Raw genomic sequence first — 25,289 nt, forward strand, 5'->3', positions numbered from 1 at the left:
TTGGCCAAGTTGCGGGTTCCCCGAGCCCCGTTCCGGCGCTACATCGGATCAATGATGTACCGCGCGAAAAGCCTCGACGACCTCCTCAATCATGGCTTCGACAGCGTGATCGACGTGCGCTCTCCCTCCGAGTTCGCAGAAGATCACCTGCCGGGCGCGATCAGCCTTCCGGTGCTGGACGATGCCGAACGGGCGCGGGTCGGGACAATCTACAAGCAGGAGAGTCCCTTCAAGGCGCGCAAGATCGGCGCCGCGCTGGTCTTCCGCAACGCCGCCCTTCATATCGAAGGGCCTCTGGCGCAGCATGAAGGCGGGTGGCGGCCGCTGGTCTATTGCTGGCGGGGCGGTCAACGCTCGGGCACCTTCGGGTGGCTGCTGAGGGAAATCGGCTGGCGCGCCGGGGTGATCGAAGGCGGCTATCGCAGCTATCGGCGCGCGGTGACCGCGGCGCTGTACCAGACGCCGCTGTCCCATCGGCTGGTCCAGCTGGGCGGCTATACCGGCACGGCCAAGACGGAGCTTCTGCCGCTGCTCGCCCGGCGCGGTGTGCAGGTTCTGGATCTGGAAGGGCTGGCGCGCCATCGCGGGTCGCTGCTGGGGCAGATGCCGGGCGGACAGCCCAGCCAGAAGGGATTCGAGACGGCCTTGGTCGCGGCGCTGCACCGGCTTGACCCGGCACGCCCGGTTCTGGTCGAGGCGGAAAGCAGCAAGATCGGGGATCTGAACCTGCCGCCGTCGCTGTGGGAGGCGATGAAGGCCGCCCCCTGGATCGAGGTCGCGGCGCCGGTCGCGGCGCGGGCGCGCTATCTGGCCGAGGCCTATGACGACATTCTGTCGGACGGGGCGCGGCTGAAGACGCTGCTGCACCCGCTGCGCTTTCATCGTGGCCACGCCCTTGTCGACCGCTGGGAAGGGCTGATCGACGCGGGCGAGCGGACTGCCCTGTGCCGGTCGCTGGCAGAAGACCACTACGATCCGGCCTATGACAAGTCCTGCCGGGCGGTTTCTCCGCAGGTTCTGGCGCGCTTTCCGACCGAGGCGCTAGACGCCGCGGCGCTGGAGACCCTGGCGGATCGGATCGCCGGGTTCCTTCAGACCACCTCGATCCGCCCGGGTGCGGCGGTGACCTCGCCGATCTCTGCCGCGCGGTAACCGGCGGCGCGCAGGGCCTCGATCAGGCCCGCGGTCTCCGGCACGGCGGCCAGCAGGCCGCCCGCGGTTTGCGGGTCGAGCAGCAGGTCATGCGCCGGGCTGCGGGGCAGGTCGGGGAAGGCAAGACGGTTCTCCGCGAGCAGGCTGGAGTGAACGCCGCGTTCCGCCAGCGCCAGCGCCCCGGGCATGAGGGGAACCCGGTCCAGCCGGATCCGCGCGCCGGTGCCCGAATTCAGGCAGATGTTGCGCAGGTGGCCGAGCAGGCCAAAGCCGGTCACGTCGGTCATCGCCCGGGCCGCGCCCAGCAGGGTCGCCGCGCGCAGCTGGCTTTGCGTCATCAGTTCCAGCGCCTCTGCCACGGCGGCGCCCGGGGCCTCGCCCGCCATTTCTGCCGCCATCACCACGCCGCTGCCCAGCGGTTTGGTCAGGATCAGCCGGTCCCCGGGCTGTGCCCCGGCCAGCGTGATCGGCCTGCGCGCGCAGCGGCCCAGTAGGGTGAAGCCGACGGTCAACTCGCTGCCCTGCGAACTGTGCCCGCCGACGATCTCGGCGCCGGCCTCGGCAAGCACGGCACGCGCCCCCTGCATGAGCTCGGCAAGGGTGCGGCTGGCAAGCTCGGGCGAGAGGCGCGGCAGGATGACGGTCGCGGTGGCCGAAACCGGCTGCGCGCCCATGGCAAGGATGTCCCCCAGGGCGTGATGCGCGGCGATCCGGGCCATGGTGACCGGGTCGCGCACCATTTCGCGCAGGTGGTCCGTGCTCATGACCGTCGTCTCGCCGCCGATGGTCAGGATCGCCGCATCGTCGCCGGGCAGCCCGCCGGGGCCGGTGGCCTGCGCAAGGACGGACTGGCCCAGTTTCGCCCCGCAGCCGCCGCAGAGCGGCTTGTCGCCAAGGGCCTCGACCAGCCCGGCGCTGTGATGGCGCGGCAGATCCGGCGCCGGCATGGCGGGCAGGGCGTGGAAACGGTCCATGAAGCGGCGGTCGATGCGGTCTTTCCAGCGCCAGACCCATGGGCCGGAGACTGTCAGGCCGAAGCGGCCCCCGATCGCCGATTTCCGGCCCAGCGAGATCAGTTTGAGGTAGTCGCCCTGCGGGCGGTAGCGTCGCAGGACGGTTTGACCGGCCAGTGTCGCGCGCAGGTTGTCGAACAGCACGGGTGCCTGCCGGACCGCGTAGACCCCGGCCTTGGGACGCGGGGTTTCCACCATATGCGCGCAGTCCCCGGCGGCAAAGACGCGCGGGTCGGAACACCGCAGGTCGGCGGCGATGTCGAGGAAACCTTCGGTCGTGCTCAGGCCGGATCGGGCAAGCCAGGGTTGGGCGCGTGCCCCAGCGGCGGCGCAGACGAACCCCGCCTCGATGCGGCCCCGATTGGTCAGCACGCCTTCCGCGTCGATGCGCGCGGCTTCCGTCTGTTCGTGTACCTCGATGCCGGCGGCCTGTAGCGCGGCGCGCAGGCCAGAGGCCTGCCCCGCATGCAGGCCGGAGAGGATGGTGTGACGCTCCACCAGGTGAACCCGGGGTGTGCGCCCGCGCGCCCGCAAGGCATGGGTAAGGGCGAGGGCAATCTCGGCCCCGGCGATCCCGCCCCCGATCACCGCGACAGAGGCGGGACCGGTGCCTTGCAGATACCGGGACCAGGCCCCGGCAAAGGGCGCCAAGGGCTTTGCGGCGACGGCATGGTCGGCGAAGCCGGGCAGGTCCGGGAGGTCGCTGGTCACGCCGATGTCGACGGACAGGACGTCAAAGGCCACGTCCGGTCGCCCCGGGACCTTGACGTGGCCCCCGGCAAGATCGATGCCCTCGGCCCGGCTCGAGGATCAGGCGCGCGCCCGCGAACCGCGCAAGGCGCACAAGGTCGATTTCCAGCGCATCCTGCCTGTAGTGCCCCGCAAGGTATCCGGGCAGCATGCCGGAATAGGGCGTGGTGGGGGCCGGATTGACAAGGGTCAGCCGGGCCCCGGGCAGGGGCGCCATACCCCATTTGCGCAGCACCAGCGCATGCGTGTGCCCGCCGCCGATCAGCACGAGATCGCGTGTGGCGGGAAGCTGTGTCTTGTCCATTTGGCGACCTCCGGACCGTCGGACCCGGGGGTAGCACGCGGCCCGGCGAAGGCCCATGCCCTTCGCGCCCTCTTCAGAAGAGCGTGATCTCCGATGCCACGGGCTTCGGAAGGGGGCGGGGCGTTCGACGGGGGCGGCATCGGGCGCCACCAGCAACTGCCGGACCCGGCCAGAGACCGGCCAGAACTTGACCCTCCGGGCCGAACGCCCGCCAGTGCTTTCGGCGGTGCAGGGGATCCCCTCATCCCGCAGGAATTGCCGGGCAAAGGCGGCATTGGAACCGCCAATGTCGCGCAGATTGCCCATCATGCTGGCGCCGCCGAACATCTTTGCCTGCAAGGCGGAGCGCTCGGCCCCCTTCTTCAGCAGGCCGTTTATCAGCAATTCCATCGCGTAGGCCCCGTAGCGCACGTTTTCACCCTCCGCCCCCGCGCGGCTGGGCAGCAGGAAATGGTTCATGCCGCCGATCCCGGTCCGGGGATCGTACATGCACACCGCGATGCAAGAGCCCAGCACCGTCGAGAGCACAGCCTTCGGATCGCGCGAGATCACGTAGTCGCCCTGGATCACGTTGATCAGCTGTTCGCCGCCGTCGGTCATCTGATCGTCTCCCGTCTGGGGGCGCCTGCACCCGCGGTGCTGCGCAGAAGCGCGGGGCCGATCCGGTGCAGCGGCAGGATGTCCTGCGCGGCGCCAAGATCTGCAGCGGCGCGGGGCATCCCGTAGACAACAGAGGTCGCCTCGTCCTGCGCCATGGTGGTTGCGCCGGCCTTCCGAAGGGCCAGCAACCCCTCCGCGCCGTCCCGCCCCATGCCCGTGAGAAGCGCTGCAGAGATCCGCCCCCCGAGCCTCGCGGCGGATCGAAAAAGCATGTCCACCGACGGGACGTGCCCGGAAACCGGATCGCCCTGTTCCAGCCGGAAACCGGCGGCGTGGTCGGGGTCGATCACCAGGTGGGCCTTGATGCCGGCGCCGATCGTCACGACGCCCGGCGCCAACCGTCCGGCGCCCGTGGCCAGGTGCACACGGGCCCGGCACTGGCGGTCGAGCAACCCGGCGAGGCTTCCACCGAACCCGAAACCGGTGTGCTGCACGATCAGGGTCGGCGGGCAGTCCGGCGGAAAACCCGACAGCACCGTCAGAAGTGCGTCCACGCCGCCGGTGCTGCTGCCGATGAGGATCACCGGCCCGCGCGATCCGGGCGCGGGCGGATGCCGGGCCAGTGTCTGTGGCGGGGGCGGTGCCGGGCGCTGCGACGCGGGCGTCTCGCGCCCCGGCGACCGCAGCGCTGCGTGACGCGGATGCGGCACAGGCGGCTTCGCCGGAGGGCGGGGGAACAGGGCGGTGCGGGTCAGGCTCAGAAGCTGGCGGGCAATATCCGCCTCGCTGGCCTCGGCGGAGACGGCAAAGAGATCCGAGCCGCGGTTCAGGAAATTCGGGCGCACCGTAGGCCTGTTCGGCGTGGCGACCACAAGCCAGCGGATGTCCAGCGTCGAGAACAGGCCGCGCATGACCTCGAATTCGGGCAGGTCCGCCAGCACATCCGCGATCAGCACAGCCTTGGGCAGTTTGTCTTCGACCGCGTTGTAGGTGTTCATGAGGTCGCCCGCACTGGCAATGACGCTGAACTCCGGCATCCGCTCGACCAGCGTGCACAAACGCGCCCGCTCTTGTCGGTCGGGAATGGCCACAACCACTTTCCTGGCCTGCATCGCGGTCCTCCGTCAGGCCTGTATTCCGGCCCGTCCTTTCCATCCACCGGCCATCAGAAGAGCTCGGCATGGCCGGTCTCAGCCTCGGCGGCAGTGCAGCCCGACAGGCGCGCGGCCATGTCCCGAAGCGGCACGGCATTGATGGCGGCAGTCGTATCGACCAGCCCGGCCCCGTCGGTTGTTCCCGCCACATGGTCGATGTAGTCGGCCAGCGCGCCGATCGACTGCCGCAACATGTCCATTTCCTGGATCATGCCGATCGTCTGCCCCTCCAGCCCTTGTGTCGTATGCTCGAACACGCTCTCCAGCCCGACCTCCAGGCGTTCCAGCCGGGCATGCAGGGCCTCGAGCTCTGCCGCGATCCGTATCGCGGCGACCTTGAGGGGAAGCCGTTGCGGCAAGGGCGCGGTCATAGGCGACCGACCACGCTTTCGATGCACTGCTTCATCGAAGCGGAAGTGAAGGGCTTCTTGATCATGTTGTTCAGGCCAAGCTGTTTGGCCTGGGCCACGATTTCCGGCGTCGGCTTGCCGGTCACGAGGATGAAGCCGATCTTCTGGGTCGCCGGTTGCGTGCGCACGGCCTTCAGAAGTCCCAGCCCGTCGAGGCCCGGCATGTTGTAATCCGACAGCACCAGATGGACCGGGTTCGTGGCCATCCGCTCCAGCGCGCGGCGGCCGTCGTTCTCGGTCAGGTAGGTCTTGACGCCGATTTCATCCAGAGCCTGGGTTATGAGGCCACGGCTGGTCGCCATGTCGTCGACCACCATGATTCTCAGCGAGTCTTTCAAGCTCATTGGCTTCTCCTACTGTGCGGGCGCTCCCGAGGGGCCGGGCCTCTTTCGATAGCTCGTGATGCCGACGCCGGAGAGATCCTGTGTCGCGGGGCCGGTGATACGCTCGGAGTGCCCGATGAAGAGGTATCCGCCGGGTATCAGCATCTGGCAAAAGCGTTGCCACAGGTTCTGCTGTGTCTGCTGATTGAAGTAGATCGCGACATTCCGGCAAAAGATGACGTCGAAAGGCCCCTTGAACGGCCATGGGTCCATCAGGTTCAGTTCCGCGAATGTGATCAGCTGGCGCAGCGGCTCGCCCATGGTGAGGCGCCCGCCGTCGTCGGATCTGCGGACCCATTTGGCCTGATAGGGGGCGGGAATGCCCGCGGCTTCCTCGCCGGGGTAACTGCCGGCGCGGGCCCTGTCGACGATCTGCGGATCTATGTCGGTCGCGAGGATGCGAAGGTCGAGGTTCGCGGCGTCGGGAAACTGGTCCAGCACGGACATTGCAATCGAGTAGGGCTCTTGACCAGAGGAACATCCGGCTCGACCAGAGGCGTATGCGCCGGCCCGAACGCGCCCCTGCCGCAAGGGCAGGCAGACATTCCGACGCCAGTGTTTCGAAGTGATGGGTCTCGCGAAAGAAGCTGGTGACATTCGTCGTCAAAGCCGAGATCAGTTCCTGCCGCTCGTCTGTCTCCTCCGCTTGCTCCAGCAACTTCAGGTAGTCCGGGAAACCGTTCAGATTTCGGGCTTTAAGGCGCTTCGACAGGCGGGAATAGACAAGGGGTTTCTTGCTTTCGGCCAGGTTCAGCCCGAACCGCTCCTGCGCAATTGCCGCTATTGCCCGGAAGTCCGCGTCGCTGAAGGCGATTTCTGTCGCTGCCGCATCCCTCGGAACCGATGTCATGGCGCGACGCCCTTGCCAGCCTCGAGGACGGAGTCGAGGTTGACGACCCGCACCATGGTCTCATCGACGGAAATCATGCCAAGGATGCTGTGGCGCGTCGACTCGGACTTGATGTCCGGGGTCTCCTGTATGGCGGTTTTCTCGACCGAAAGGATCTCGGAGACCGATTCCACCAGAAGGCCGATGGTCGTTCCGCCGACCGCCGCGACGATCACCACGTTGCGCTCGTTTGCGGGTGTTGCGCCCAGCCCAAAACGGGCGGCGAGATCGAAGATCGGGATCACCGTGCCGCGCAGGTTCATCACGCCCAGCACATCCCGGGGGGTATGGGGCAGGGCGGTGACCGGCGTCCACCGGCGGATTTCGCGGATCTGCGTGATTTCCAGTGCAGAAGCTCTGACCGCCTGTACCGAAAAGGTGATGAATTCGAACTGCGAGTCCGCTCGGACTTCTGCGGTCTCAGGCATGACGAAGCTCCATTCTGGTCTGCTGTACAATGAGGTCGGAGGCGGCGTTGTGGCCCAGCTTGATAAGCTCTTCCGGGTCGAGGATCAGGGCGATCTTGCCGTCGCCCAGAATGGTCGCCGCCGAGACGCCGGGAATGGCGGCATAGTTGCTTTCCAGACTTTTGATCACCACTTGCCGCTGGTCATGGATGGCGGTGACGCGCAGGGCGGTGAGGCCCTGGGCCTCGGTGCTGACCAGAAGCAGGATCCCGGTTCCCTTGCGGTCAGCCCCGTCAAGGCCAAGGCTGTCGGCGACGTCGACGATCGGCACGTAGGAGCCACGGACACTGACGACTTCGCTGTCGGTGCCGACGATGTGGATGTCTCTCGGAGTGGGGCGGATCGTCTCGAGTATCGAGGCAATCGGGATGACCATGGTTTCCTTCGCGACCGAGATCACGAAGCCGTCCATCACCGCCGTGGTCAGCGGCAAGATGATCGAGAACGTCGTTCCCCTGCCGGGGGTGGACTGGATGGACACCCGGCCCCCGAGCGCCTGCACGGCATTCTTGACCACGTCCATGCCCACGCCGCGCCCGGACAGGTTCGAGACTTGTCCGGCGGTTGAAAAGCCCGGCAGGAACAGGAGGTTGTCAATCTCCGGGTCCGAGAGCTCTGCCTCGGGGGGCACCAGGTTCTTTTCGATTGCCTTGGCGAGGATGCGCTCGCGGTTGAGACCCGCCCCGTCGTCGGAGATTTCGATGAAGACGCTGCCCGAGCGGTGCGCGGCGGAGAGGCGGATGGCCCCGACCACATCCTTTCCGGCGGCCTCTCTGGCCTCGGGCCGTTCCAGCCCGTGATCCACGGCGTTCCGGATCATGTGGGTCAGCGGGTCCGCCAGCCGTTCGATCACCGTCTTGTCGACTTCGGTCGAGTCGCCGACGGTGACAAGCTTGGCCTTCTTCCCCGTTGCGTCCGATGCTTCGCGCACAATTCGCGACATCCTCTGGAAGAGCGGTTTCACCGGTTGTGCCCGGATCGCCATGACGCCTTCCTGAATGTCCCGGGCCAGCAATTTGTAGGCTTCGAGTTCGTTGGTCAGATGCGCAACGGTCGGTAGGTCCAGTTCCTCGATCCGCTGCGAGATCATGGCCTGGTTGATGATCAGTTCGCCGACGGTGTTGATCATCCGGTCGACCCTGTCGAGGTCGACGCGCAGGGTCGGTTTCGGGCCGCGGCTTTCCCGGGCCGAAGCCTCCGGCGCCGCTGTTGCGCCCGGTGGGGCCGGCTTGACCTCGGTGGCCGCGGTATCCGTGCGCTGGGCGGGTGCCGGGGCCCGGTTCGGCGCGGAGGCCGGGGCACTTCCTGCGACGGGCGACGGCGCCTCTGCGGGCGGGGCGGCTTCGCCTACGGAAACCGCCAACTCGCACAGGCCTTCGACGAATTCGAAGACCTCGTGAAGCGTTGTCTCGCTTTCGGTTGTGCTCAGCCACAGGGTCCAGCTGAGCACGGCATCCGACGGGTCGAAACTGTCGAAATCGGGGATTGCCGACACATCCGCCTCGACCCGGAGGTCGCCCAGTTCCGCGAGGGCGTCGAAGATGAGCAGCGGTTCATGGCCGTTGTCATAGAGCGCCCGGTCAGGTTTGAAGCGGATCGTGAACAGGCGGGTGCCGGGGGGCGCTTCCGTCGCGACCGGGATGTCGATCATCGGGCCGTCGAAATCCAGCGTCAGGGCGTCGAAGCTGAAGTCTTCTTCGTCGCCGCCATCGCCGAGATAATCCTCCAACTCTTTGATCAGGCCGGTTTCCGCGCTGGGGTCGAGTTCGGTCTCGTCCCGGGCAGAGGTCACGAGGTCGGACAGCTGATCGCCGGAGCGGTGGAACAGGGCCATCAGCTTTTCGTCGACCGTCAGCTTGCGGTCCCGGACCATGTCCATGACGGTCTCGAATGTATGGGCGAAGGCCACCAGCCGGTCGAGCGCGAAGGCCCCGGCGCCGCCCTTGATGGAATGCACCGCGCGGAAGACGGCATTCACCACCTCCATGTCCTCCGGCGCGTCCTCCATCTGTGAAAGCCCTTCGACAAGCGCCTCCAGCAGTTCTTCGCATTCCTCGAAAAACGTATCCCTGATCGAGTTTCCAGACATCAGCCCATGTGCCCCGTCAATCTGCGCAGCACCGAGACCAGCGATGCATCGTCGAATGGTTTTACGATCCAGCCCGTCGCCCCGGCCCGGCGTGCGCGCGCCTTCAGGTCGTTCGAGCTTTCGGTGGTCAGGACCAGGATCGGCACGTTGGTTCTGTTCGGCCCGCTGCGCAGGGAATCGATGACCCCGAAGCCGTCCATCTTCGGCATGTTGATGTCGGTGATCACCACGTCCGGGTCGACCTCGGGAAAGATGTCGACCCCCTCGACCCCGTCGCAGGCAGAGTGGACTTCGAACCCCGCGCCTTCCAGCGAGACGCGCAGCAGGTTGCGGATGGTGCGGGAATCGTCGATGGCCAGAACCTTCGTGGTCATTGCGACGCCTCCTTGTCGAAATGGTCCCGGGGCAGGCCGAGCCGCGCCAGGCCCTCGCGGAAACCGGGCGCCATGTCGATAAGGTCGAACCCGACGGCGTCCCGCACCCATTGCTTCTGCGCGACCAGCAAGAGTTGCAGGCGATGAGAATCGATCCGCGGCACGTCGCGTGCGGAAATCGTGACGGGGGATTTGCGGGCGTTCAGCAGGAAGGCCACGAGCGGATCTTCCCGGAGCGGGCCCGTGCGGCCCCTAAGGCGTGAAAATTGACATCTGGCATCGTGAAGCAGGATCCCTCGTGGCGCGCGCCGCGTCTGAACTCGGCATGACTGACGCTCAGCAGGAATACGCACGCTGTCTTAACAAACGGTTCTGAAAGATCGGCTTTACGCGGATTGCCTGCGCCAGAGGTCGCATCGGGCGCGCGGGACCGCCGGCGTGGGGCTGGCGGTGCCCGTATTAAATCATGTGCAATCAGTCTGTTGCGCTGCTCTTCCGCGACGGCGGCGCATGTGCTGCCGAAGCGGCGACAATTGTGTGTATCGGCTGCAGCGCCGGGAGGGTGGGCGGGGCCAGCCGGAAAAGCCGGGCTGCGCGACGCGTATCGGATCGGCGCCCCGCTTGGATGGTGCAATGAAAAAGGGGCGGCCGGAGCCGCCCCTGATCCTCAGGCCGCCTGCGCGCCCTCTGTGCCGAAGCGTCCGTAGAAGCTCTGGTTCTTCGCGGCCATCTCGCGCAGCACCTCGGGGCAGGCAAAGCGGGGGCCATGCGCCTCGGTCAGCTGGTCGCAGCGTTCCGCCGCATAGGGTGCGCCGATCATGTCCAGCCAGGACAGCGGGCCGCCCGACCACGGCGCGAAGCCCCAGCCGAGGATCGCGCCCACGTCACCCTCGCGGATGTCCATCAGCACGCCTTCCTCCAGCGCGCGCACCGCCTCCAGCGACTGCACGAAGAGCAGGCGGTGCTGCACCTCGATCAGCTCGGGCTGGTTGTCGGCCTGCGGGTACTGCCGGGCCACCGCCGAGGACAGCCCCGTCCGCTTGCCCTTCTCGTCGTAGTCGTAGAAGCCCTTGCCCGCCTTGCGGCCAAGACGACCTTCGCCTTCCATCCAGAAGATCACCTCGTCGACCTCGCCATCGGGGTAGGCATCCCCCATGGCCGCCTTGGTCGCCCGCGCGATCTTGGCGCCAAGGTCGATCGAGGTCTCATCCACCAGTTGCAGCGGCCCCAGCGGCATCCCCACCAGCTTCGCGGCATTCTCGATCAGGGCAGGGGAGACACCCTCCTTCACCATGCGGATACCCTCGTTGATATAGGGGATGATGCAGCGGTTGGCGTAGAAGAAGCGCGCGTCTTTCACGACGATGGGCGTCTTGCGGATCTGGCGCACGAAGTCGAGCGCCTTGGCCACGGCCCGGTCACCGGTCTCCTTGCCCCGGATGATCTCGACCAGCATCATCTTCTCGACCGGCGAGAAGAAGTGGATGCCGATGAACTGCTCGGGGTTCTTCGAGGCCTTCGCCAACTCGGTGATCGGCAGGGTCGAGGTGTTGGTGGTAAAGATGCAGTCGGCGTTGGTCACCGCATCCACGGCCCTGGTCACCTCGGCCTTGATCTTGGGATCCTCGAAGACTGCCTCGACGATCAGGTCGGCATCGGCCAGCGCGGCATAATCGGTGGTCGCGGTGATGCGGGCCACCATCTCGTCGGCCTTGTCCTGCGTGATCTTCTTGCGCGAGACACCCTTGGCCGCGTAGTCGGCGGCATGGGCCTTGCCGCGCTCCGCGGCCTCCTGCTTCTGGTCGATCAGCACGACCTCGATCCCCGCCTGGGCCGAGACCAGCGCGATGCCCGCGCCCATCATGCCCGCGCCCAGCACGCCGACCTTCTTGACCCGCTGGTCCGGCACGTCGGGCCGGTTCGCGCCCTTCTCCAGCGCTTCCTTGTTGATGAAGAGAGAGCGGATCATCGCCCCCGAAGAGGGGTTCATAAGGACGTTGGTGAACCAGCGCGCCTCGATTTTCAGCGCCGTGTCGAAGGGCACCAGCGCGCCTTCGTAGACCGCCGAAAGCAGAGCCTTGGCCGCGGGATAGACGCCCTTGGTCTTGCCGTTGACCATGGCAGAGGCGCCGACGAAGGTCATGAACCCCGCCGGATGATAGGGCGCGCCGCCGGGCATCTTGTAGCCCTTGGCGTCCCAGGGCTTGAGGATATCGGCATCCTTGGCCGCCAGCACCCAGTCCTTCGCCGCCGCCAGCGGATCCTCGACCACCTCATCGATGACGCCCGCGCGCATCGCGCCCTTGGGATCGTTCAGCTTGCCCTCCAGCAGCAGCGGCGAGGCCGCCATGGCGCCCATCTTGCGCACCAGCCGCGTGGTGCCGCCCATGCCCGGGAAGATTCCGACCATGATCTCGGGCAGGCCGATCTTGGCCTTGGGGTTGTCGGCGGCAAAGATGCGATGACAGGCCAGCGGGATCTCCAGCCCGATGCCAAGCGCGGTGCCGGGCAGGGCGGCGGCCACGGGCTTGCCGCCCTTGTTGGTCTTGGGGTCCATGCCCGCGCGCTCCAGCTTGCGCAGGATGCCATGGGCATTCATGATCCCCTCGAAGAGGCCGCGCGCCGGATCGTCGCCCGCGCTTTCCTTCATCTTCGCAATCACGTTCAGGTCCATCCCGCCGGCAAACGAGTCCTTGCCGGAGGTGATGACGATGCCCTTGACGGTGTCATCCGCCAGCGCCTCGTCGATCAGGCTGTCGAGCAGCGGCCATGCCTCCATCGACATGACGTTCATCGACTTGCCCTTGACGTCCCAGGTGATCACCGCGACGCCATCGGCGCCCTTTTCCATGGTGAAATCGGTCATGTGTGTCTTCCCTTGTTCTGCGGCGCGGCCCGCCGGGGGGCCGCGAAATGGCTCAGACGCGCTCGATGATCGTGGCGGCACCCATGCCGCTGGCGATGCAGAGCGTGGCGAGGCCGGTGCCCTTGCCGCTGCGCTCCAGCTCGTCGAGCAGGGTGCCGATGATGATCGCGCCGGTCGCCCCCAGCGGGTGCCCCATGGCGATGGAGCCGCCGTTCACGTTGACCCCGGAATGGTCCACGTCGAAGGCCTGCATGAAGCGCAGAACGACCGAAGAAAACGCCTCGTTGACCTCGAAGAGGTCGATATCGCCGATGGCCATGCCGCTGTCGGCGAGGATCTTCTCTGTCGCCGGAACCGGGCCGGTCAGCATGATCGTCGGATCGGTGCCGATCTTGGCGGTGGCGCGGATGCGCGCGCGGGGCTTCAGCCCATGCGCCTCGCCGAAGGCCTTGGAGCCGATCAGCAGCGCCGCCGCGCCGTCCACGATGCCCGAGGAGTTGCCGGCGTGGTGGATGTGCTCGATGCGCTCGAGATGCGGGTACTTCATCAGCGCGACCTTGTCGAAGCCGGGCATGGTCTCGCCCATGTCCTTGAACGAGGGCTTGAGCGCTCCAAGGCTCTGCATGTCGGTGCCGGGGCGCATGAATTCGTCGCGGTCGAGGATCGGCAGGCCGTTCTGGTCGCGGATCGTCACGATGGACTTGGCGAAACGGTCGTCCGCCCGTGCGGCGGCAGCGCGCTTCTGGCTTTCGACGGCCAGCGCGTCGGCATCGTCGCGGCTGAAGCCGTATTCGGTGGCGATGATGTCGGCGCTGATGCCCTGCGGCACGAAATAGCGCTCCATGGCGATCGAGGGATCGACCGCGATGGCGGCCCCGTCAGAACCCATGGCGACGCGGCCCATCATCTCGACCCCGCCCGCGATATAGGCCTCGCCGGCGCCGCCCTTCACCTGGTTGGCGGCGAGGTTCACCGCCTCCATGCCCGAGGCGCAGAAGCGGTTGATCGCCAGCCCCGGAATGCGCTCGTCGAGGTCGGATGCCAGCACGGCAGAGCGCGCAAGGCAGCCGCCCTGTTCGCCGACCTGCGTGACATTGCCCCAGATCACGTCCTCGACGGCGTGGCCCTCGAGCCCGTTGCGCTCTTTCACCGCGTTCAGGATCTGCGCCGACAGCCGCAGCGAGGTGACCTCGTGCAGGCTGCCGTCCTTGCGGCCCTTGCCGCGCGGGCTGCGCAGGGCGTCGTAGATATAGGCGTCGGTCATGGGTGACTCCTTTGGTCTTTTGGTCTCAGGCCCGGTCGGCGGGCGAGCCGGGCATCAGGTCATAGGGGGCCTTCCAGCCGTCGAGGCCCTGGATGTTGGACAGCCAGCGGTCGATCTCGGGGAAGGCCTTGCGGTCGAAGCCGAAGGGCTCGGGGTAGTAGAGGTAGCCGCAGCAGGTCAGGTCGGCATTGGTGGGCGCCGCGCCGACGATCCAGTCGCGGCCCTTCAGATGGGCGTCGAGGATGCCGTAGGTGGACCTCAGTCGCGCCTGCATGAAGGCGACGACCTCGGCGGGACGCTTTTCCTCGGGAAGGAAGTTCATCAGGAAGCGGCAGGGGCCGGCCATGCCGGAAAGTTTCTGGTTGTCCCAGATCACCCAGCGCAGCACCTCCAGTTTTTCGGAGGCATCCTTGCCGCCGAAATGGCCGTAGGTGTCCGAAAGGTACTGCTGGATCACGCCGGATTGGCTGAGGCGGATATCGCCGTCCACCAGCACCGGGCATTCGCCCATCTCGTTGACGTCCCGGCGGAAATCCTCGGAGCGCGTCTCGCCACCGAAGAAGTCCACCTTAACCGGCGCCCAGTCCAGACCGGCCAGCTGCAGCGCCAGCGCGGCCTTGTAGGAATGTCCGGATTCCTCGAAGCAGTAGAGTTTCATCGTCATGCGCTCTCCCTTCCGTCGGCGCTTGCGGTCACTGCGGGAGCGGGGGCTTCGCGCCCCCGCTCCCCCGCGAGGGTATTTGGACCAAGAAGAAACATCGGTCGGTCCTGGTAACCGGGCGTTAAGGTTAACGGGTGCATGGTGTCTGCGCGGTACAGGCTGAGGAGCCGATGACCGCCCAAGGAGAAGCCCCGGGACTGGGCAAAGGCCCGGGCATGGCAGGAAGGTCGATTGCTGCCCGAAGGCTGGGCTCGATACGCGACCTTCCTGTTTCTTCTTGGTCCAAATACCTCAATGCGACCTCTCCCCGCGCGGTCCGTTCACAGAGCACGCGCAATCAACTCCTTCATGATCTCGTTGGTACCGCCGTAGATGCGCTGCACCCTTGCGTCGGCCCACATCTCGCCGACCGCGTATTCCGTCATGTAGCCGTAGCCGCCATGCAGTTGCAGGCAGGCATCCAGGACCTCTCCCTGCGTGTCGGTCAGCCAGTATTTCGCCATGGCCGCCTTTTCGACGGTCAGGGCTCCGGCGAGGTGTTCGGCGATGCAGGAGTCGAGGAAGGCGCGGGCGACGGTGGTCTTGGTCCGGCATTCCGCCAGCACGAAGCGGGTGTTCTGGAATTGCGTCAGCGGGCCGCCGAAGGCCTCGCGTTCCTTGCAATAGGCCACGGTGCGCGCAACCGCGCCTTCCATCGCGCCGACGGCGCCGCAGCCGATGATCAGCCGTTCCTGCGGAAGCTGCTGCATCATCTGGTAGAAGCCCTGGCCCTCGGCCTCGCCGAGGATGTTCTCGGGCGGGATCGCGACGTTGTCGAAGAAGAGTTCCGAGGTGTCGGCGGCGTGGCAGCCGATCTTGTCGAGGTTGCGCCCGCGGGTGAAGCCCTCGGCCCCGTCGGTCTCGACCGCCACCAGCGACACCCCTTTGGAGCCTGCCGAGGGATCGGTCTTGGCGGCGACGAGGATAAGGTTGGCGTGCTGGCCGTTGGTGATGAAGGTCTTCTGTCCCGACAGCCGGTAGCCGTTGCCGTCCTTCGCCGCCCCGGTCCGGATCGCCTGAACGTCCGAGCCGGTCGAGGGTTCGGTCATCGCCAGCGCGCCCACCAGTTCGCCGGTGACCATCTTCGGCAGCCAGCGCCGCTTCTGGTCCTCGGTGCCATAGGCCAGCACGTAATGCGCCACGATGCCCGAGTGGATGCCATGCCCCCAGGAGGCGAGGTTGGTGCGGGCGGCCTCCATCAGGATCACCGCCTCGTGGCCGAAATCGCCGCCGGCGCCGCCGTATTCCTCCGGCACCGAGGGGCAGAGCAGCCCCAGTTCCCCGGCCTGCGCCCATGTCGCGCGGTCCATCTGGCCCGCCCTGCGCCAGCGCTCGAACTCGGGCGCCCATTCGGTTTCGATGAACCGGGCGCACATCTCGCCCAGCATCGCATGTTCCTCCGTCATCCAGCCCATGGGACCGGCTCCTCCCTACCGCTTGCGCGCCTCCAGTTCGGCGTTGAACAGGCGCAACCTGTGCGACAGCGCGTCCTCGTCCGTCACGCTGTCGAAATGTTCGAACAGAAACGAGAGCGCCTCGCCCTCGTCCAGCCCGGCGTCATGCGCGAACCGTTTGAGACCACGGTAGCCGTCTTCGGTCATGGCGACAGGAAAACGCCGCGTCAGACGAAACCGTTTGGGCATGGGGCACTCCTTCTGGCATTGGGCAGGGTGGGTCCGAAGACCCACCGCCACCTTCGCCTCAGAACGCTTCGGCCTCAAGCGCCATCACGGTTTCGGCCCCGGACTGGATGCGCGCCAGATGCGTCGCGGTCATCGGCAGCTGCCGCGCCATGTAATAGCGCCCGGTCGCCAGCTTGGTCCGGTAGAAAGCGGCGTCGCCTTCGCCGGAGGCCAGCTTTTCCTGCGCCGTCAGGCCCATGCGCGCCCACATCAGGCCAAGGCAGACGTGGCCGAAGAGGTGCATGAAGTCGTAGGACCCCGCCAGCGCCTCGTTCGGGTTCTTCATGCCGTTCTGCATGAAGAACATCCCTGCCGCCTGAAGGTCTTTGGAGGCGGCCTTGAGCGGCTCGAGGAAGTCGCGGTCGAAGGCTTCGTCCTTGCCCTTGTTCTCCGAGGCGTAACCCTTGACCATCTCGAAGAAGCCCATGACGTGCTTGCCGCCGTCCTGCGCCAGCTTGCGGCCCACGAGGTCCAGTGCCTGCACGCCGTTGGTGCCCTCGTAGATCATGGTGATCCGGGCATCGCGGACGAACTGCTCCAGCCCCCATTCGCGGGTGAAGCCCGAGCCGCCCAGCGTCTGCTGCGCCAGCACCGTGGTCTCGAAGCCCTTGTCGGTCAGGAAGCCCTTGATCACCGGCGTCAGCAGAGAGATCAGCCCTTCGGCTTTGGTATCCTGCGCCCGGTGGGCCTGATCGATCAGCGAGGCGCCCCAGAGGGTGAAGGCCCGCGCGCCTTCGACAAAGGCCTTCTGGTCCATCAGGTTGCGGCGCACGTCGGGGTGCACGATGATCGGATCGGCGGCGCCCTCGGGGTTCTCGGCCCCGGTCACCGCGCGGCCCTGCACCCGGTCCTTGGCGAAGGCCAGCGCGTTCTGGTAGGCCACCGCGCCCTGCGCGTAGCCCTGAAGCCCCACACCCAGACGCGCCTCGTTCATCATGGTGAACATGGCGCGCATGCCCTTGTGCGGCTCTCCCACAAGGAAGCCGGTCGCGCCGTCGTAGTTCATCACGCAGGTGGCATTGCCGTGAATGCCCATCTTCTTTTCCAGCCCGCCGCAGGATAGCGCGTTGCGGTCACCCAGAGAGCCATCCTCGTTCACCATGAACTTGGGCACGATGAAAAGGCTGATGCCCTTCACGCCATCGGGGGCGTCCGGCAGCTTGGCCAGCACGAGGTGGATGATATTGTCGACCATGTCGTGCTCGCCGGCCGAGATCCAGATCTTCTGGCCGGTGATCTTGTAGCTGCCGTCTTCCGCCGGCACCGCCTTGGTGCGGATCAGCCCGAGGTCGGTGCCGCAATGCGGTTCGGTCAGGTTCATGGTGCCGCCCCACTCGCAGCTGACCATCTTGGGCAGGTACATCGCCTTCTGGTCGTCAGAGCCATGGGCGTGGATGGCATTGTAGGCGCCGTGGGTCAGGCCCTGGTACATGTTGAAGGCCATGTTGGCCGAGGAAAACATCTCGCCCACCGCCGTGGCGACCACGTAGGGCAGGCCCTGTCCGCCGTATTCGGGGTCGCAGTCCAGCGCCGTCCAGCCGCCCTCGCGCACCTGGTCGAAGGCCGCCTTGAAGCCCTTGGGCGTGCGCACCACGCCGTTCTCCAGCGTGCAGCCCTGTTCGTCCCCGACGGGGTTCAGCGGCGCCAGCACGTTCTCGGCCAGCTTGGCGGCTTCGCCGAGGATCGCGTCCAGCGTGTCGCGGTCCAGGTCCCCGTAGCCGGGAACCTCGCTGGCGCCGATCCTCAGCACCTCGTCCAGAACGAAAAGCTGGTCCTCTGTGGGGGCGGTATAGATGGGCATGGCGTCTCCTCTCTCCCTGAGACAGGCCGCCGCGCCTGTGCTATTCGGCGGCCTTCCGGTTCTTCATCGAGGACAGCATCCGCTCTCCCCAGGTCATCTGTTCCTCCAGCTCGGCGATGGCCGAGTCGAGGTCGGTGCGCTGCGCCTTCAGGTCGGTCAGCCGCTGCTGAGCCACCTCGTAGGCCGCCGCAATCTGGGTCTGCTGCTCGTCGCCGACATCGTAGAGGTCAAGCAACTGCCGGATCTCCTCAAGGCTGAATCCGAAACGCTTGCCGCGCAGGATCAGCTTCAGGCGGGCCCGGTCGCGCCGCGTGAACAGGCGTTTCTGCCCTTCGCGGATCGGGAACAGCAGCTCCTTCTGCTCGTAGAACCGCAGCGTGCGCGGCGTCACCTCGAAGGCGTCGCACATCTCGCGGATCGTCATCAGTTTCTCGTCACTCATTATGCAGTCCTCGTGCCGGTCCGTAGCTGAGCGCCCGATCTGAGGGTTGCGCTGCCATCCTACAATGGGAAAATGGGGTGACGTAACTTGTACGTCACGTAACTTTCCTCCTGACGTAGGATCAGGCAACGTAAACCAATATCGGGCGAAAGTTTGTTTCAAAGCGCATTGACAGATATAGGGATCCAACGTCAACCCGGCCACTGCAACAGCAGGCTTTCGCCGATCAGGACGGCAGGGATCCGGCGGTTTCATCGCGCAGCGCCTGCAGCTCGGCCATGGCCTCTTCCAGCTGCGCCTTCTGCTCGGCCAACTCGCCAAGCTGCCTGTCGGCCATGCCGACCCATGCGCGCATCTGCGCCTCGGTGCCGTCCTTCTCGTAGATCAGCAGCCACTGGCGGATGTCCTCCAGCTGAAAGCCGAAGCGCCGCCCGCGCAGGATCAGGGTCATCCGCGCCACCTCGCGCGGGCCGTAGAACCGCGACCGTCCTTCGCGTTCCGGTTGCAGAAGCTCGATGTACTCGTAGTACCGCAGCGTCCGCGGCGTCACCTCGAAGCGCGCGCACATATCCTTGAAACTCAGGCGGCTAACCGTCATTGCTGTTCCTCGTCCTCCCGGACGGCAGGGTATCCCCGCGATCCGGGGCTGACAACCGCTTGCGCGGGGGGCGGGGGGCTTTCATAGTCGAGCCGACTCGAAAGGATCGTCATGACCGCCGACAAGACCGCCATCGCCCGCCAGTTCATCGAGATGATTCCCCATACCCGCGCCCTGAACATGGCGGTGACAGAGATCGGCGACGGGCTGGCGCAGATCCAGATGCCCTATGACGCCCGCTTTGTCGGCGACCCGGAAACCGGGGTGATCCACGGCGGCGCGGTCTCGGCGCTGATGGACACCTGTGGCGGGGCGGCGGTCATGAGCCACCCGAAATCGCCCGCCGGAACCGCGACGATCAACCTGCGCATCGACTACATGCGCCCGGCGACCCCGGGCCAGACCATCGTGGCACGGGCCGAATGCTACCACATCACCCGCTCCGTGGCCTTCGTGCGCGCCACCGCCTGCGACGACGACGCGGCGCACCCGGTGGCCACCGCCACCGGCGCCTTCACGGTCGAGGGCGCGTGATGGCCCGCCCGACGCCCGAACCCGTGCAGGTGGTCAAGCAGCGCCGCGATGCCGCGCTCTCGGCGCTGGTCAGCGGGGTGCCCTACATCCAGTACCTCGGCGTGAGCTTCGACCGCAGGGGCGACGAGCTGACCGCGGTGCTGCCCTTCGACAACAAGCTGATCGGCAACCCGCAGCTTCCGGCGATCCACGGCGGCGTCACGGCGGCCTTCCTCGAGATCACGGCGATGATTACCCTGAACTGGACATGGCTCTGGTCCGACATCGAAACCGGCGCGCTGGACCCTTCTGCGCTGAGCGGGGGCAAACTGCCGCGCCTGCCCAAGACCATCGACTTCACCGTGGACTACCTGCGCTCGGGCCTGCCGCGCGACGCTTATGGCCGTGCCCGGGTGACGCGGCTGGGGCGCCGCTACGCCTCGGTGCAGGCCGAAGCCTGGCAGGACAACCGCGACCGCCCCATGGCACAGGCCACCGCGCATTTCCTGATGCCGCGCTCGGGCGCCTGACCCGCCCGGCAACATCCGGCAAGGCGCAGCCGCAACCCGCTCCCGCCCAGAGCCGGCCTCGCCCAAGCGGCCAGACCCGTGTTCCCGGGCGCCTGCGCTTCTTCGGTCTGACAAATACCTCGGGGGTGGCCGCAGGCCGGGGGGCAGAGCCCCCATCGCCCCGGGCCACAGGGCGCGCCATTCGACCGGACCCTCCGGCACCCCGCCGTCAGGAATTCCATGCTCCGGGCATTGACCTCGGCGCCGGTCCGGTATCAGGTCGCCGCGCCCATCTGCCGGAATTGACCCCATGACAGCGACCACCACCGAGACCCCGATCACCCATTCCCGGGTGCTGAAGATCGCCCTGCCCATCGTGCTGTCGAATGCCACGGTGCCGCTTCTGGGGGCCGTCGACACCGGCGTGGTCGGGCAGCTGGGAGAGGCGGCGCCCATCGGTGCGGTGGGCATCGGCGCGGTTGTCCTCTCGGCGCTCTACTGGGTCTTCGGCTTTCTCAGGATGGGCACCACCGGGCTTGTTGCGCAGGCGCTGGGGCAGGGCAACAAGGCCGAGACGGCGGCCCTGCTGACCCGCGCCCTGATGATCGGCTTCAGCGGGGGGCTGGCGATCGTTCTGCTGCAGGGGCTGCTCTTCCGGGCCGCCTTTTCCATCGCCCCGGCCTCGGAAGAGGTCGAGGCCCTGGCCCGTCACTACATGGCCATCCGGGTCTGGTCGGCGCCGGCGGCCATCGCGCTTTATGGCATCCTCGGCTGGCTCATCGCCGCCGAGCGCACCCGCGCGGTGCTGGTCATCCAGATCTGGATGAACGGGGTCAACATCCTTCTGGATCTCGTCTTTGTCCTCGGGCTTGGCTGGGGGGTGGGCGGTGTGGCCGCCGCGACCTTCATCGCCGAGTGGAGCGGTCTCGCGCTGGGGCTCTGGCTGTGCCGCGACGCCTTTGCGGTCCCCGCGTGGCGCGACTGGCCGCGGGTCTTCGACCGCGAGCGCCTGATCGGCATGGCCCGGGTCAACTCGGACATCCTGATCCGGTCGCTGCTGCTCGAAACGGTGATCCTGTCGTTCATGTTCACCGGCGCGCGCTTCTCGGACGTGACGCTGGCCGCCAATCAGGTGATTCTGCAGTTCCTGCAGATCACGGCCTTCGCGCTGGACGGGCTGGCCTTTTCCGCCGAGGCGCTGGTCGGGCAGGCCGCCGGGGCGCGCGCCCTGCATCGCCTGCGGCGTGCGGCCCTGGTCAGCATGTTCTGGGGCGTCGTGCTGAGCATCGGGCTGGCGCTGACCTTCACGGTTTTCGGTCCGCGGATCATCGACCTGATGGCGGCGGACCCGGAGGTCCGCGCCGCGGCCCGCGATTTCCTGCCATGGATGGTGGCGGTTCCGGTGCTGGGGGTTGCGGCATGGATGCTCGACGGCATCTTCATCGGCGCGACCCGCACGGCGGATATGCGCAACATGATGGCGGTTTCGGTGGCGATCTACGGGGCCGCGGCGCTGCTGCTGGTGCCGGCCTACGGCAACCACGGCCTCTGGGCGGCGCTCTTGGTCAGCTTCGTGGCGCGCGGCGCCACGCTGGGCCTGCGCTACCCGGCGCTGGAGCGGTCGTTGGCAAGATCTTAACCAGAGTCATGTGCCATGCGGACATGGCGCAGATTCCCGATTACCTCACGGCGGAGATGTGGCTTCAGCAGGTCTTCGGTTCTGCCGAGGCGCTGCGGGGCGGCGTGGTCAAGCGGCAGATCCGCGACGTCGAACGCCTGGTGGGGCGCGAGGCCTTTGCCCGCGCGGTCGCGCGGCGCGGGTTCCAGGCGGTGGAGAACGGGCGGCATTTCGTGATCTTCTGCAATGACCACCCGATCAGGCGCCTGCGGTGAAAGGGCCTTCGAAGGCCCTTTCGAAAGGCGCTTCGAAGCGCCTTCCCACCGCCCCAAATCGCCTCTGGCCTTACCTGCCCGAAATGCCGTATCCAGACCCCTGCACCAACAAGGGGAGACGCGCCATGGACGACCTGGTCAACAGCTTCATGAACGGGCCGGATGAGAAGGGCCGCTTCGGCATCCACGGCGGACGCTTCGTCTCGGAAACCCTGATGCCGCTCATTCTCGCGCTCGAGGCCGAGTACGAGAAGGCCAAGACCGACGACAGCTTCTGGGAAGAGATGCATTATCTCTGGAAGCACTACGTCGACCGCCCCAGCCCGCTCTATTTCGCCGAGCGCCTGACCGATCACCTCGGCGGCGCCAAGGTCTACATGAAGCGCGACGAGCTGAACCACACCGGCGCGCACAAGATCAACAACGTGCTGGGGCAGATCATCCTCGCCCGCCGCATGGGCAAGACCCGCATCATCGCCGAAACCGGCGCCGGGCAGCACGGCGTTGCCACGGCCACGGTCTGCGCCAAGTTCGGCCTGAAATGCGTGGTCTACATGGGCGCGCATGACGTCGAGCGCCAGCAGCCCAACGTCTTCCGGATGAAGCTTCTGGGCGCCGAGGTCATCCCCGTGACCTCCGGTCGTGGCACGCTGAAGGACGCGATGAACGACGCCCTGCGCGACTGGGTCACCAATGTGCGCGACACCTTCTACTGCATCGGCACCGTCGCCGGTCCGCACCCCTATCCGGCCATGGTCCGCGATTTCCAGTCGATCATCGGCAAGGAAACCAAGGAGCAGATGATGGAGGCCGAGGGCCGTCTGCCCGACACCATCATCGCGGCCATCGGCGGCGGCTCGAACGCCATGGGCCTGTTCTTCCCCTTCCTCGACGACAAGACGGTGAACATCATCGGCGTCGAAGCGGGCGGCAAGGGCGTCGACGACAAGATGGAGCACTGCGCCTCGCTGACGGGGGACGCCCGGGCGTGCTGCACGGCAACCGGACCTACCTGCTGCAGGACGAGGACGGCCAGATCCTCGAGGGCTTCTCGATCTCGGCGGGGCTGGATTATCCCGGCATCGGGCCGGAACACGCCTGGCTGCACGATGTGGGCCGCGCGCAATATGTCTCGATCACCGACAAGGAGGCACTGGAGGCCTTCCAGCTGTGCTGCGCCACCGAGGGCATCATTCCCGCGCTGGAACCCTGCCACGCGCTGGGTCACGTCATGAAGATCGCGCCGACCCTGCCCAAGGATCACGTCATCGTCATGAACATGTGTGGCCGGGGCGACAAGGACATCTTTACCGTCGCCCGCCACCTTGGCGTGTCGATGGACGGCGACGTGGGCCGCGACGCCAACTGACCGGGCCGGGCGCGTTCCGGCGCGCCCCAAGTGGGCCCGGGGCGCCTTCGGGCGCCGCACGAGGGCAGGGCGCGCTGCACAAGGCTTGATCGTGCCGCACACGACTCGGGACGCGTCGTGTCGAGCCGCATGTGGCGGGCGCGTCAAGGGGCGCCACACGCGGGATAGGCGCCACAGGGCACTCCTCACTGCCGCAGGCGGTTTAGAGCGTTTCGCTTCACGCTGTATGGATGCGCCAGGCCGCACCAAACGGGACAGGGGCGCGCTGCACGGGGCAGGGCCGCATCGAAGGCGGCGCCTTCCGGCGCCCGGCTGGCCTGCTTCAGCGCGTCAGGTAAAGGATGTCAAAGCGGCTTTCGAGGATCGGGTCGGGGAAGAGCACGCGCGCGTGCGTCTGGCTGACCTGCTCCACGATCCCGGGCTGAGCCACCGTCTGGCCCGGCTCGATCGCCGTCTGATCGTCGGGCGGCAGTCCGGCGTAATCCACCGCCGGTCCGCCCGCGACATAGCCCACGCCGTAATAGGTCAATGTGCCACCCGGGCCCGAGACGATGGCGCCCTCGGTGCGCTGCGAGCCCGTGCGTTTCTGCATCTCCCAGCGGCCCGGCCCGGCCTCGGTGATGCGGCAGTCGAAGTTGCCATAGACCACCAGCGCGGAGATCTCGCCCAGCTTCAGCGTGCGGCAGCGCCAATCCCCGGCCAGACCGGCCACCGGGCCCGCCGCGCCTGCCATGGCCTGCGTCAGCACGGCGATATCTTCCGGGGCGCCACCCGCAAGGGCTTCCCGCATCGCGGCGCCGAAATGGGCGTCCAGCGCGGCCATCCGTTCCGAGTTCGGTACGGGCGCAGGCTGGCGATATCCTGCGCTAGCGCGGGGCCGGTAAGAGCCGGGGCGGCGAGGAGCAGTGCCCGGCGCATCAAGTTTCCTCCACCGGAAGGGCATGTTCTTTCAGGACGGGCAGCGGCACGATCTCCGTGGCGCGCCGATGCGTGGCGGACAGCTGCACCTTCGGCGCGCAGCCCTCGTCATGGGCCTGCAGGAACCGCCCGGCACAAAGGCACCAGCGGTCGCCCGGCTTCAGCCCGGCAAAGCCGAACGCGGGCCGGGGTGTCGACAGGTCGTTGCCGACGTATTTCGAATAGGCGAGGAACTCGGCGGTCATGACGGCGCAGACCGTGTGACTGCCCTGATCCTCTGCGCAGGTGTTGCAATGGGCATCGCGGAAAAAGCCGGTCAGCGGCGCCTCGGAGCAGGGTTGAAGGGCGTCGCCCAACACATTGATCGCGGGGTCTTTCTGCATGGTCCGTCTCCTTTCCCCTGTGATACGCGTGTATGCCCTGTGACCCTCACCTAGGGTCGCAGGGCGCCGCGCACAGGGCGATCAACGAAACTTGTCCGCCAGCCGTTGCAGCGGGTTGCGTGTATCGGGCGCCTCGGGCTCGGTCGGCGCCGGAGGAGCCGGGGCGGGTTTCTTCGCCGGCTTGGGCTCCGATGGCGCCATCCGCGCCGCCACGGCATTCTGAAAGCGCGAGCGGTCGCCCTCGACCAGATACGGCGCCCCGTCAGAAAGCCCGCGCAGCAGGTCGTCCAGCCAGCCCTCGTCCGCCTTGGCGAAGTCGTGCAGCACGTAGGCCGCCACCAGTTCCTTGCGGCCCGGGTGGCCGATGCCGAGGCGCACGCGGTGGTAGGTCTCGCCGATATGCGCGTGGATCGAGCGCAGCCCGTTGTGCCCCGCATGCCCGCCGCCGGTCTTCAGCCGCACCTTGCCGGGGGCGAGGTCAAGCTCGTCGTGGAAGACGGTCACGTCGCCCGGCTCCAGCTTGTAGAAGCGCATGGCCTCGCCCACCGACTGGCCGGAGAGGTTCATGAAGGTCTCGGGCTTCAGCAGCAGCGCCTTGTCGCCGCCCAGCCGCCCCTCGGCGATCTGGCCCTCGGAACTTGGCCTTCCACGGGCCGAAACCGTGGTCGGAGGCGATGCGGTCCAGCGCCATGAAACCGATGTTGTGGCGGTTGGCGGCGTATTTCGCGCCGGGGTTGCCCAGTCCGACAAGGATCTGCACGCGTGC

At 67.0% G+C, this 25,289-nt stretch carries 23 protein-coding genes and 5 pseudogenes; 6 read left to right on the top strand and 22 right to left on the bottom strand.

The features are described 5' to 3' along the window. Positions 1–51: 51 nt before the first annotated feature. Positions 52–1,152, top strand: coding sequence for a tRNA 2-selenouridine(34) synthase MnmH (gene mnmH, locus ABFB10_RS16390; RefSeq protein ID WP_430523025.1), 1,101 nt, complete (start codon positions 52–54; stop codon positions 1,150–1,152). Here mnmH and selD read toward each other — a convergent pair. The 19 genes and pseudogenes from selD to ABFB10_RS16480 all read right to left on the bottom strand — a co-directional run bounded on the left by selD (position 1,092) and on the right by ABFB10_RS16480 (position 18,938). Beyond that, a pseudogene (gene selD, locus ABFB10_RS16395) lies at positions 1,092–3,219 on the bottom strand (selenide, water dikinase SelD). The gene mnmH and the pseudogene selD overlap by 61 nt on opposite strands. A 219-nt stretch (positions 3,220–3,438) precedes the next feature. Next, positions 3,439–3,819: pseudogene (locus tag ABFB10_RS16400) on the bottom strand (chemotaxis protein CheD); the annotation flags it as partial. After that, the gene (locus ABFB10_RS16405) at positions 3,816–4,931 is read right to left on the bottom strand and encodes a CheB methylesterase domain-containing protein (RefSeq protein WP_347167318.1); all 1,116 of its coding nucleotides are present in this window, start codon (positions 4,929–4,931) and stop codon (positions 3,816–3,818) included. The gene ABFB10_RS16405 and the pseudogene ABFB10_RS16400, both read right to left, overlap by 4 nt. Positions 4,932–4,984: 53 nt before the next feature. Further along, a complete protein-coding gene (locus ABFB10_RS16410; protein WP_347167319.1) occupies positions 4,985–5,332 on the bottom strand; it encodes a chemotaxis protein in 348 nt (115 codons plus the stop codon). Between the two features lie 8 nt (positions 5,333–5,340). Next, positions 5,341–5,727, bottom strand: coding sequence for a response regulator (locus ABFB10_RS16415; protein WP_347167320.1), 387 nt, complete (start codon positions 5,725–5,727; stop codon positions 5,341–5,343). A gap of 9 nt (positions 5,728–5,736) precedes the next feature. Continuing rightward, positions 5,737–6,213: a CheR family methyltransferase gene (locus ABFB10_RS24225; protein ID WP_430523026.1), complete on the bottom strand. Its 477-nt coding sequence runs from the start codon at positions 6,211–6,213 to the stop codon at positions 5,737–5,739. 214 nt (positions 6,214–6,427) lie between these two features. Then, a pseudogene (locus ABFB10_RS24230) lies at positions 6,428–6,616 on the bottom strand (chemotaxis protein); the annotation flags it as partial. Next, positions 6,613–7,083, bottom strand: a complete 471-nt coding sequence (locus ABFB10_RS16425) for a chemotaxis protein CheW (RefSeq protein ID WP_347167321.1) — start codon at positions 7,081–7,083, stop codon at positions 6,613–6,615. The pseudogene ABFB10_RS24230 and the gene ABFB10_RS16425, both read right to left, overlap by 4 nt. Next, positions 7,076–9,211 (bottom strand): chemotaxis protein CheA, encoded by a 2,136-nt coding sequence (locus ABFB10_RS16430; protein ID WP_347167322.1) that lies wholly within the window; start codon positions 9,209–9,211, stop codon positions 7,076–7,078. Before ABFB10_RS16430 ends, ABFB10_RS16425 begins: the two co-directional genes overlap by 8 nt. Beyond that, positions 9,211–9,585 (bottom strand): response regulator, encoded by a 375-nt coding sequence (locus ABFB10_RS16435; RefSeq protein ID WP_347167323.1) that lies wholly within the window; start codon positions 9,583–9,585, stop codon positions 9,211–9,213. Before ABFB10_RS16435 ends, ABFB10_RS16430 begins: the two co-directional genes overlap by 1 nt. Beyond that, positions 9,582–9,803, bottom strand: a complete 222-nt coding sequence (locus ABFB10_RS16440) for a hypothetical protein (RefSeq protein ID WP_347167324.1) — start codon at positions 9,801–9,803, stop codon at positions 9,582–9,584. Before ABFB10_RS16440 ends, ABFB10_RS16435 begins: the two co-directional genes overlap by 4 nt. Before the next feature lie 449 nt (positions 9,804–10,252). Next, positions 10,253–12,451: a 3-hydroxyacyl-CoA dehydrogenase NAD-binding domain-containing protein gene (locus tag ABFB10_RS16445; RefSeq protein WP_347167325.1), complete on the bottom strand. Its 2,199-nt coding sequence runs from the start codon at positions 12,449–12,451 to the stop codon at positions 10,253–10,255. 52 nt (positions 12,452–12,503) lie between these two features. Continuing rightward, positions 12,504–13,715, bottom strand: a complete 1,212-nt coding sequence (locus ABFB10_RS16450) for an acetyl-CoA C-acetyltransferase (RefSeq protein ID WP_347167326.1) — start codon at positions 13,713–13,715, stop codon at positions 12,504–12,506. A 25-nt stretch (positions 13,716–13,740) separates the two neighbouring features. Further along, entirely contained in the window at positions 13,741–14,379 is a 639-nt protein-coding gene (locus ABFB10_RS16455) for a glutathione S-transferase family protein (RefSeq protein WP_347167327.1), read from the bottom strand. A gap of 317 nt (positions 14,380–14,696) precedes the next feature. Beyond that, positions 14,697–15,830, bottom strand: coding sequence for an acyl-CoA dehydrogenase family protein (locus ABFB10_RS16460; RefSeq protein WP_347167328.1), 1,134 nt, complete (start codon positions 15,828–15,830; stop codon positions 14,697–14,699). 15 nt (positions 15,831–15,845) lie between these two features. Next, positions 15,846–16,058 (bottom strand): hypothetical protein, encoded by a 213-nt coding sequence (locus ABFB10_RS16465; protein WP_206566185.1) that lies wholly within the window; start codon positions 16,056–16,058, stop codon positions 15,846–15,848. Between the two features lie 58 nt (positions 16,059–16,116). Beyond that, positions 16,117–17,898: an acyl-CoA dehydrogenase C-terminal domain-containing protein gene (locus tag ABFB10_RS16470; RefSeq protein WP_347167329.1), complete on the bottom strand. Its 1,782-nt coding sequence runs from the start codon at positions 17,896–17,898 to the stop codon at positions 16,117–16,119. Between the two features lie 40 nt (positions 17,899–17,938). After that, complete coding sequence (locus ABFB10_RS16475; protein WP_206566183.1) at positions 17,939–18,340, bottom strand: MerR family DNA-binding protein; 402 nt, start codon at positions 18,338–18,340, stop codon at positions 17,939–17,941. Positions 18,341–18,566: 226 nt separating this feature from the next. Beyond that, entirely contained in the window at positions 18,567–18,938 is a 372-nt protein-coding gene (locus ABFB10_RS16480; protein ID WP_347167330.1) for a MerR family transcriptional regulator, read from the bottom strand. A 111-nt stretch (positions 18,939–19,049) separates the two neighbouring features. On the opposite strand from ABFB10_RS16480, the gene ABFB10_RS16485 reads away from it, so the two are divergent. The 5 genes and pseudogenes from ABFB10_RS16485 to trpB all read left to right on the top strand — a co-directional run bounded on the left by ABFB10_RS16485 (position 19,050) and on the right by trpB (position 23,222). Further along, positions 19,050–19,472, top strand: a complete 423-nt coding sequence (locus tag ABFB10_RS16485; protein WP_347167331.1) for a PaaI family thioesterase — start codon at positions 19,050–19,052, stop codon at positions 19,470–19,472. Next, complete coding sequence (locus tag ABFB10_RS16490; RefSeq protein ID WP_347167332.1) at positions 19,472–19,981, top strand: PaaI family thioesterase; 510 nt, start codon at positions 19,472–19,474, stop codon at positions 19,979–19,981. The genes ABFB10_RS16485 and ABFB10_RS16490 overlap by 1 nt, the downstream gene beginning before the upstream one ends. A gap of 289 nt (positions 19,982–20,270) precedes the next feature. Further along, the gene (locus tag ABFB10_RS16495; RefSeq protein WP_347167333.1) at positions 20,271–21,599 is read left to right on the top strand and encodes an MATE family efflux transporter; all 1,329 of its coding nucleotides are present in this window, start codon (positions 20,271–20,273) and stop codon (positions 21,597–21,599) included. Positions 21,600–21,622: 23 nt separating this feature from the next. Beyond that, positions 21,623–21,853 (top strand): N-(5'-phosphoribosyl)anthranilate isomerase, encoded by a 231-nt coding sequence (locus ABFB10_RS16500; RefSeq protein ID WP_347167334.1) that lies wholly within the window; start codon positions 21,623–21,625, stop codon positions 21,851–21,853. A gap of 125 nt (positions 21,854–21,978) precedes the next feature. After that, positions 21,979–23,222: pseudogene (gene trpB, locus ABFB10_RS16505) on the top strand (tryptophan synthase subunit beta). 322 nt (positions 23,223–23,544) lie between these two features. On the opposite strand, the gene ABFB10_RS16510 reads toward trpB, so the two are convergent. The 3 genes and pseudogenes from ABFB10_RS16510 to pth all read right to left on the bottom strand — a co-directional run bounded on the left by ABFB10_RS16510 (position 23,545) and on the right by pth (position 25,283). Next, positions 23,545–24,045: a DUF4893 domain-containing protein gene (locus ABFB10_RS16510; RefSeq protein WP_347167335.1), complete on the bottom strand. Its 501-nt coding sequence runs from the start codon at positions 24,043–24,045 to the stop codon at positions 23,545–23,547. A 94-nt stretch (positions 24,046–24,139) separates the two neighbouring features. Continuing rightward, positions 24,140–24,523 carry a DUF2237 family protein gene (locus ABFB10_RS16515; protein WP_347167336.1) on the bottom strand — a complete coding sequence of 128 codons (384 nt, stop codon included), beginning with the start codon at positions 24,521–24,523 and terminating at the stop codon, positions 24,140–24,142. 81 nt (positions 24,524–24,604) lie between these two features. Further along, positions 24,605–25,283 (bottom strand): annotated as a pseudogene (gene pth / locus ABFB10_RS16520) (aminoacyl-tRNA hydrolase). Between the last annotated feature and the right edge of the window lie 6 nt (positions 25,284–25,289).

This window comes from Ponticoccus litoralis (genome assembly GCF_039769985.1).
GTDB classification, from domain to species: Bacteria; Pseudomonadota; Alphaproteobacteria; order Rhodobacterales; family Rhodobacteraceae; genus Ponticoccus; species Ponticoccus litoralis.

Bases quoted from the DNA above. Each gene is read 5' to 3' on its own strand.
- mnmH (WP_430523025.1), top strand. From the start codon at position 52: ATGATGTACCGCGCGAAAAGCCTCGACGACCTCCTCAATCATGGCTTC.
- ABFB10_RS16405 (WP_347167318.1), bottom strand. From the start codon at position 4,931: ATGCAGGCCAGGAAAGTGGTTGTGGCCATTCCCGACCGACAAGAGCGG.
- ABFB10_RS16415 (WP_347167320.1), bottom strand. From the start codon at position 5,727: ATGAGCTTGAAAGACTCGCTGAGAATCATGGTGGTCGACGACATGGCG.
- ABFB10_RS24225 (WP_430523026.1), bottom strand. From the start codon at position 6,213: ATGTCCGTGCTGGACCAGTTTCCCGACGCCGCGAACCTCGACCTTCGC.
- ABFB10_RS16425 (WP_347167321.1), bottom strand. From the start codon at position 7,083: ATGCCTGAGACCGCAGAAGTCCGAGCGGACTCGCAGTTCGAATTCATC.
- ABFB10_RS16430 (WP_347167322.1), bottom strand. From the start codon at position 9,211: ATGTCTGGAAACTCGATCAGGGATACGTTTTTCGAGGAATGCGAAGAA.
- ABFB10_RS16435 (WP_347167323.1), bottom strand. From the start codon at position 9,585: ATGACCACGAAGGTTCTGGCCATCGACGATTCCCGCACCATCCGCAAC.
- ABFB10_RS16445 (WP_347167325.1), bottom strand. From the start codon at position 12,451: ATGACCGATTTCACCATGGAAAAGGGCGCCGATGGCGTCGCGGTGATC.
- ABFB10_RS16450 (WP_347167326.1), bottom strand. From the start codon at position 13,715: ATGACCGACGCCTATATCTACGACGCCCTGCGCAGCCCGCGCGGCAAG.
- ABFB10_RS16455 (WP_347167327.1), bottom strand. From the start codon at position 14,379: ATGACGATGAAACTCTACTGCTTCGAGGAATCCGGACATTCCTACAAG.
- ABFB10_RS16460 (WP_347167328.1), bottom strand. From the start codon at position 15,830: ATGGGCTGGATGACGGAGGAACATGCGATGCTGGGCGAGATGTGCGCC.
- ABFB10_RS16465 (WP_206566185.1), bottom strand. From the start codon at position 16,058: ATGCCCAAACGGTTTCGTCTGACGCGGCGTTTTCCTGTCGCCATGACC.
- ABFB10_RS16470 (WP_347167329.1), bottom strand. From the start codon at position 17,898: ATGCCCATCTATACCGCCCCCACAGAGGACCAGCTTTTCGTTCTGGAC.
- ABFB10_RS16475 (WP_206566183.1), bottom strand. From the start codon at position 18,340: ATGAGTGACGAGAAACTGATGACGATCCGCGAGATGTGCGACGCCTTC.
- ABFB10_RS16480 (WP_347167330.1), bottom strand. From the start codon at position 18,938: ATGACGGTTAGCCGCCTGAGTTTCAAGGATATGTGCGCGCGCTTCGAG.
- ABFB10_RS16485 (WP_347167331.1), top strand. From the start codon at position 19,050: ATGACCGCCGACAAGACCGCCATCGCCCGCCAGTTCATCGAGATGATT.
- ABFB10_RS16490 (WP_347167332.1), top strand. From the start codon at position 19,472: ATGGCCCGCCCGACGCCCGAACCCGTGCAGGTGGTCAAGCAGCGCCGC.
- ABFB10_RS16495 (WP_347167333.1), top strand. From the start codon at position 20,271: ATGACAGCGACCACCACCGAGACCCCGATCACCCATTCCCGGGTGCTG.
- ABFB10_RS16500 (WP_347167334.1), top strand. From the start codon at position 21,623: ATGGCGCAGATTCCCGATTACCTCACGGCGGAGATGTGGCTTCAGCAG.
- ABFB10_RS16510 (WP_347167335.1), bottom strand. From the start codon at position 24,045: ATGGCCGCGCTGGACGCCCATTTCGGCGCCGCGATGCGGGAAGCCCTT.
- ABFB10_RS16515 (WP_347167336.1), bottom strand. From the start codon at position 24,523: ATGCAGAAAGACCCCGCGATCAATGTGTTGGGCGACGCCCTTCAACCC.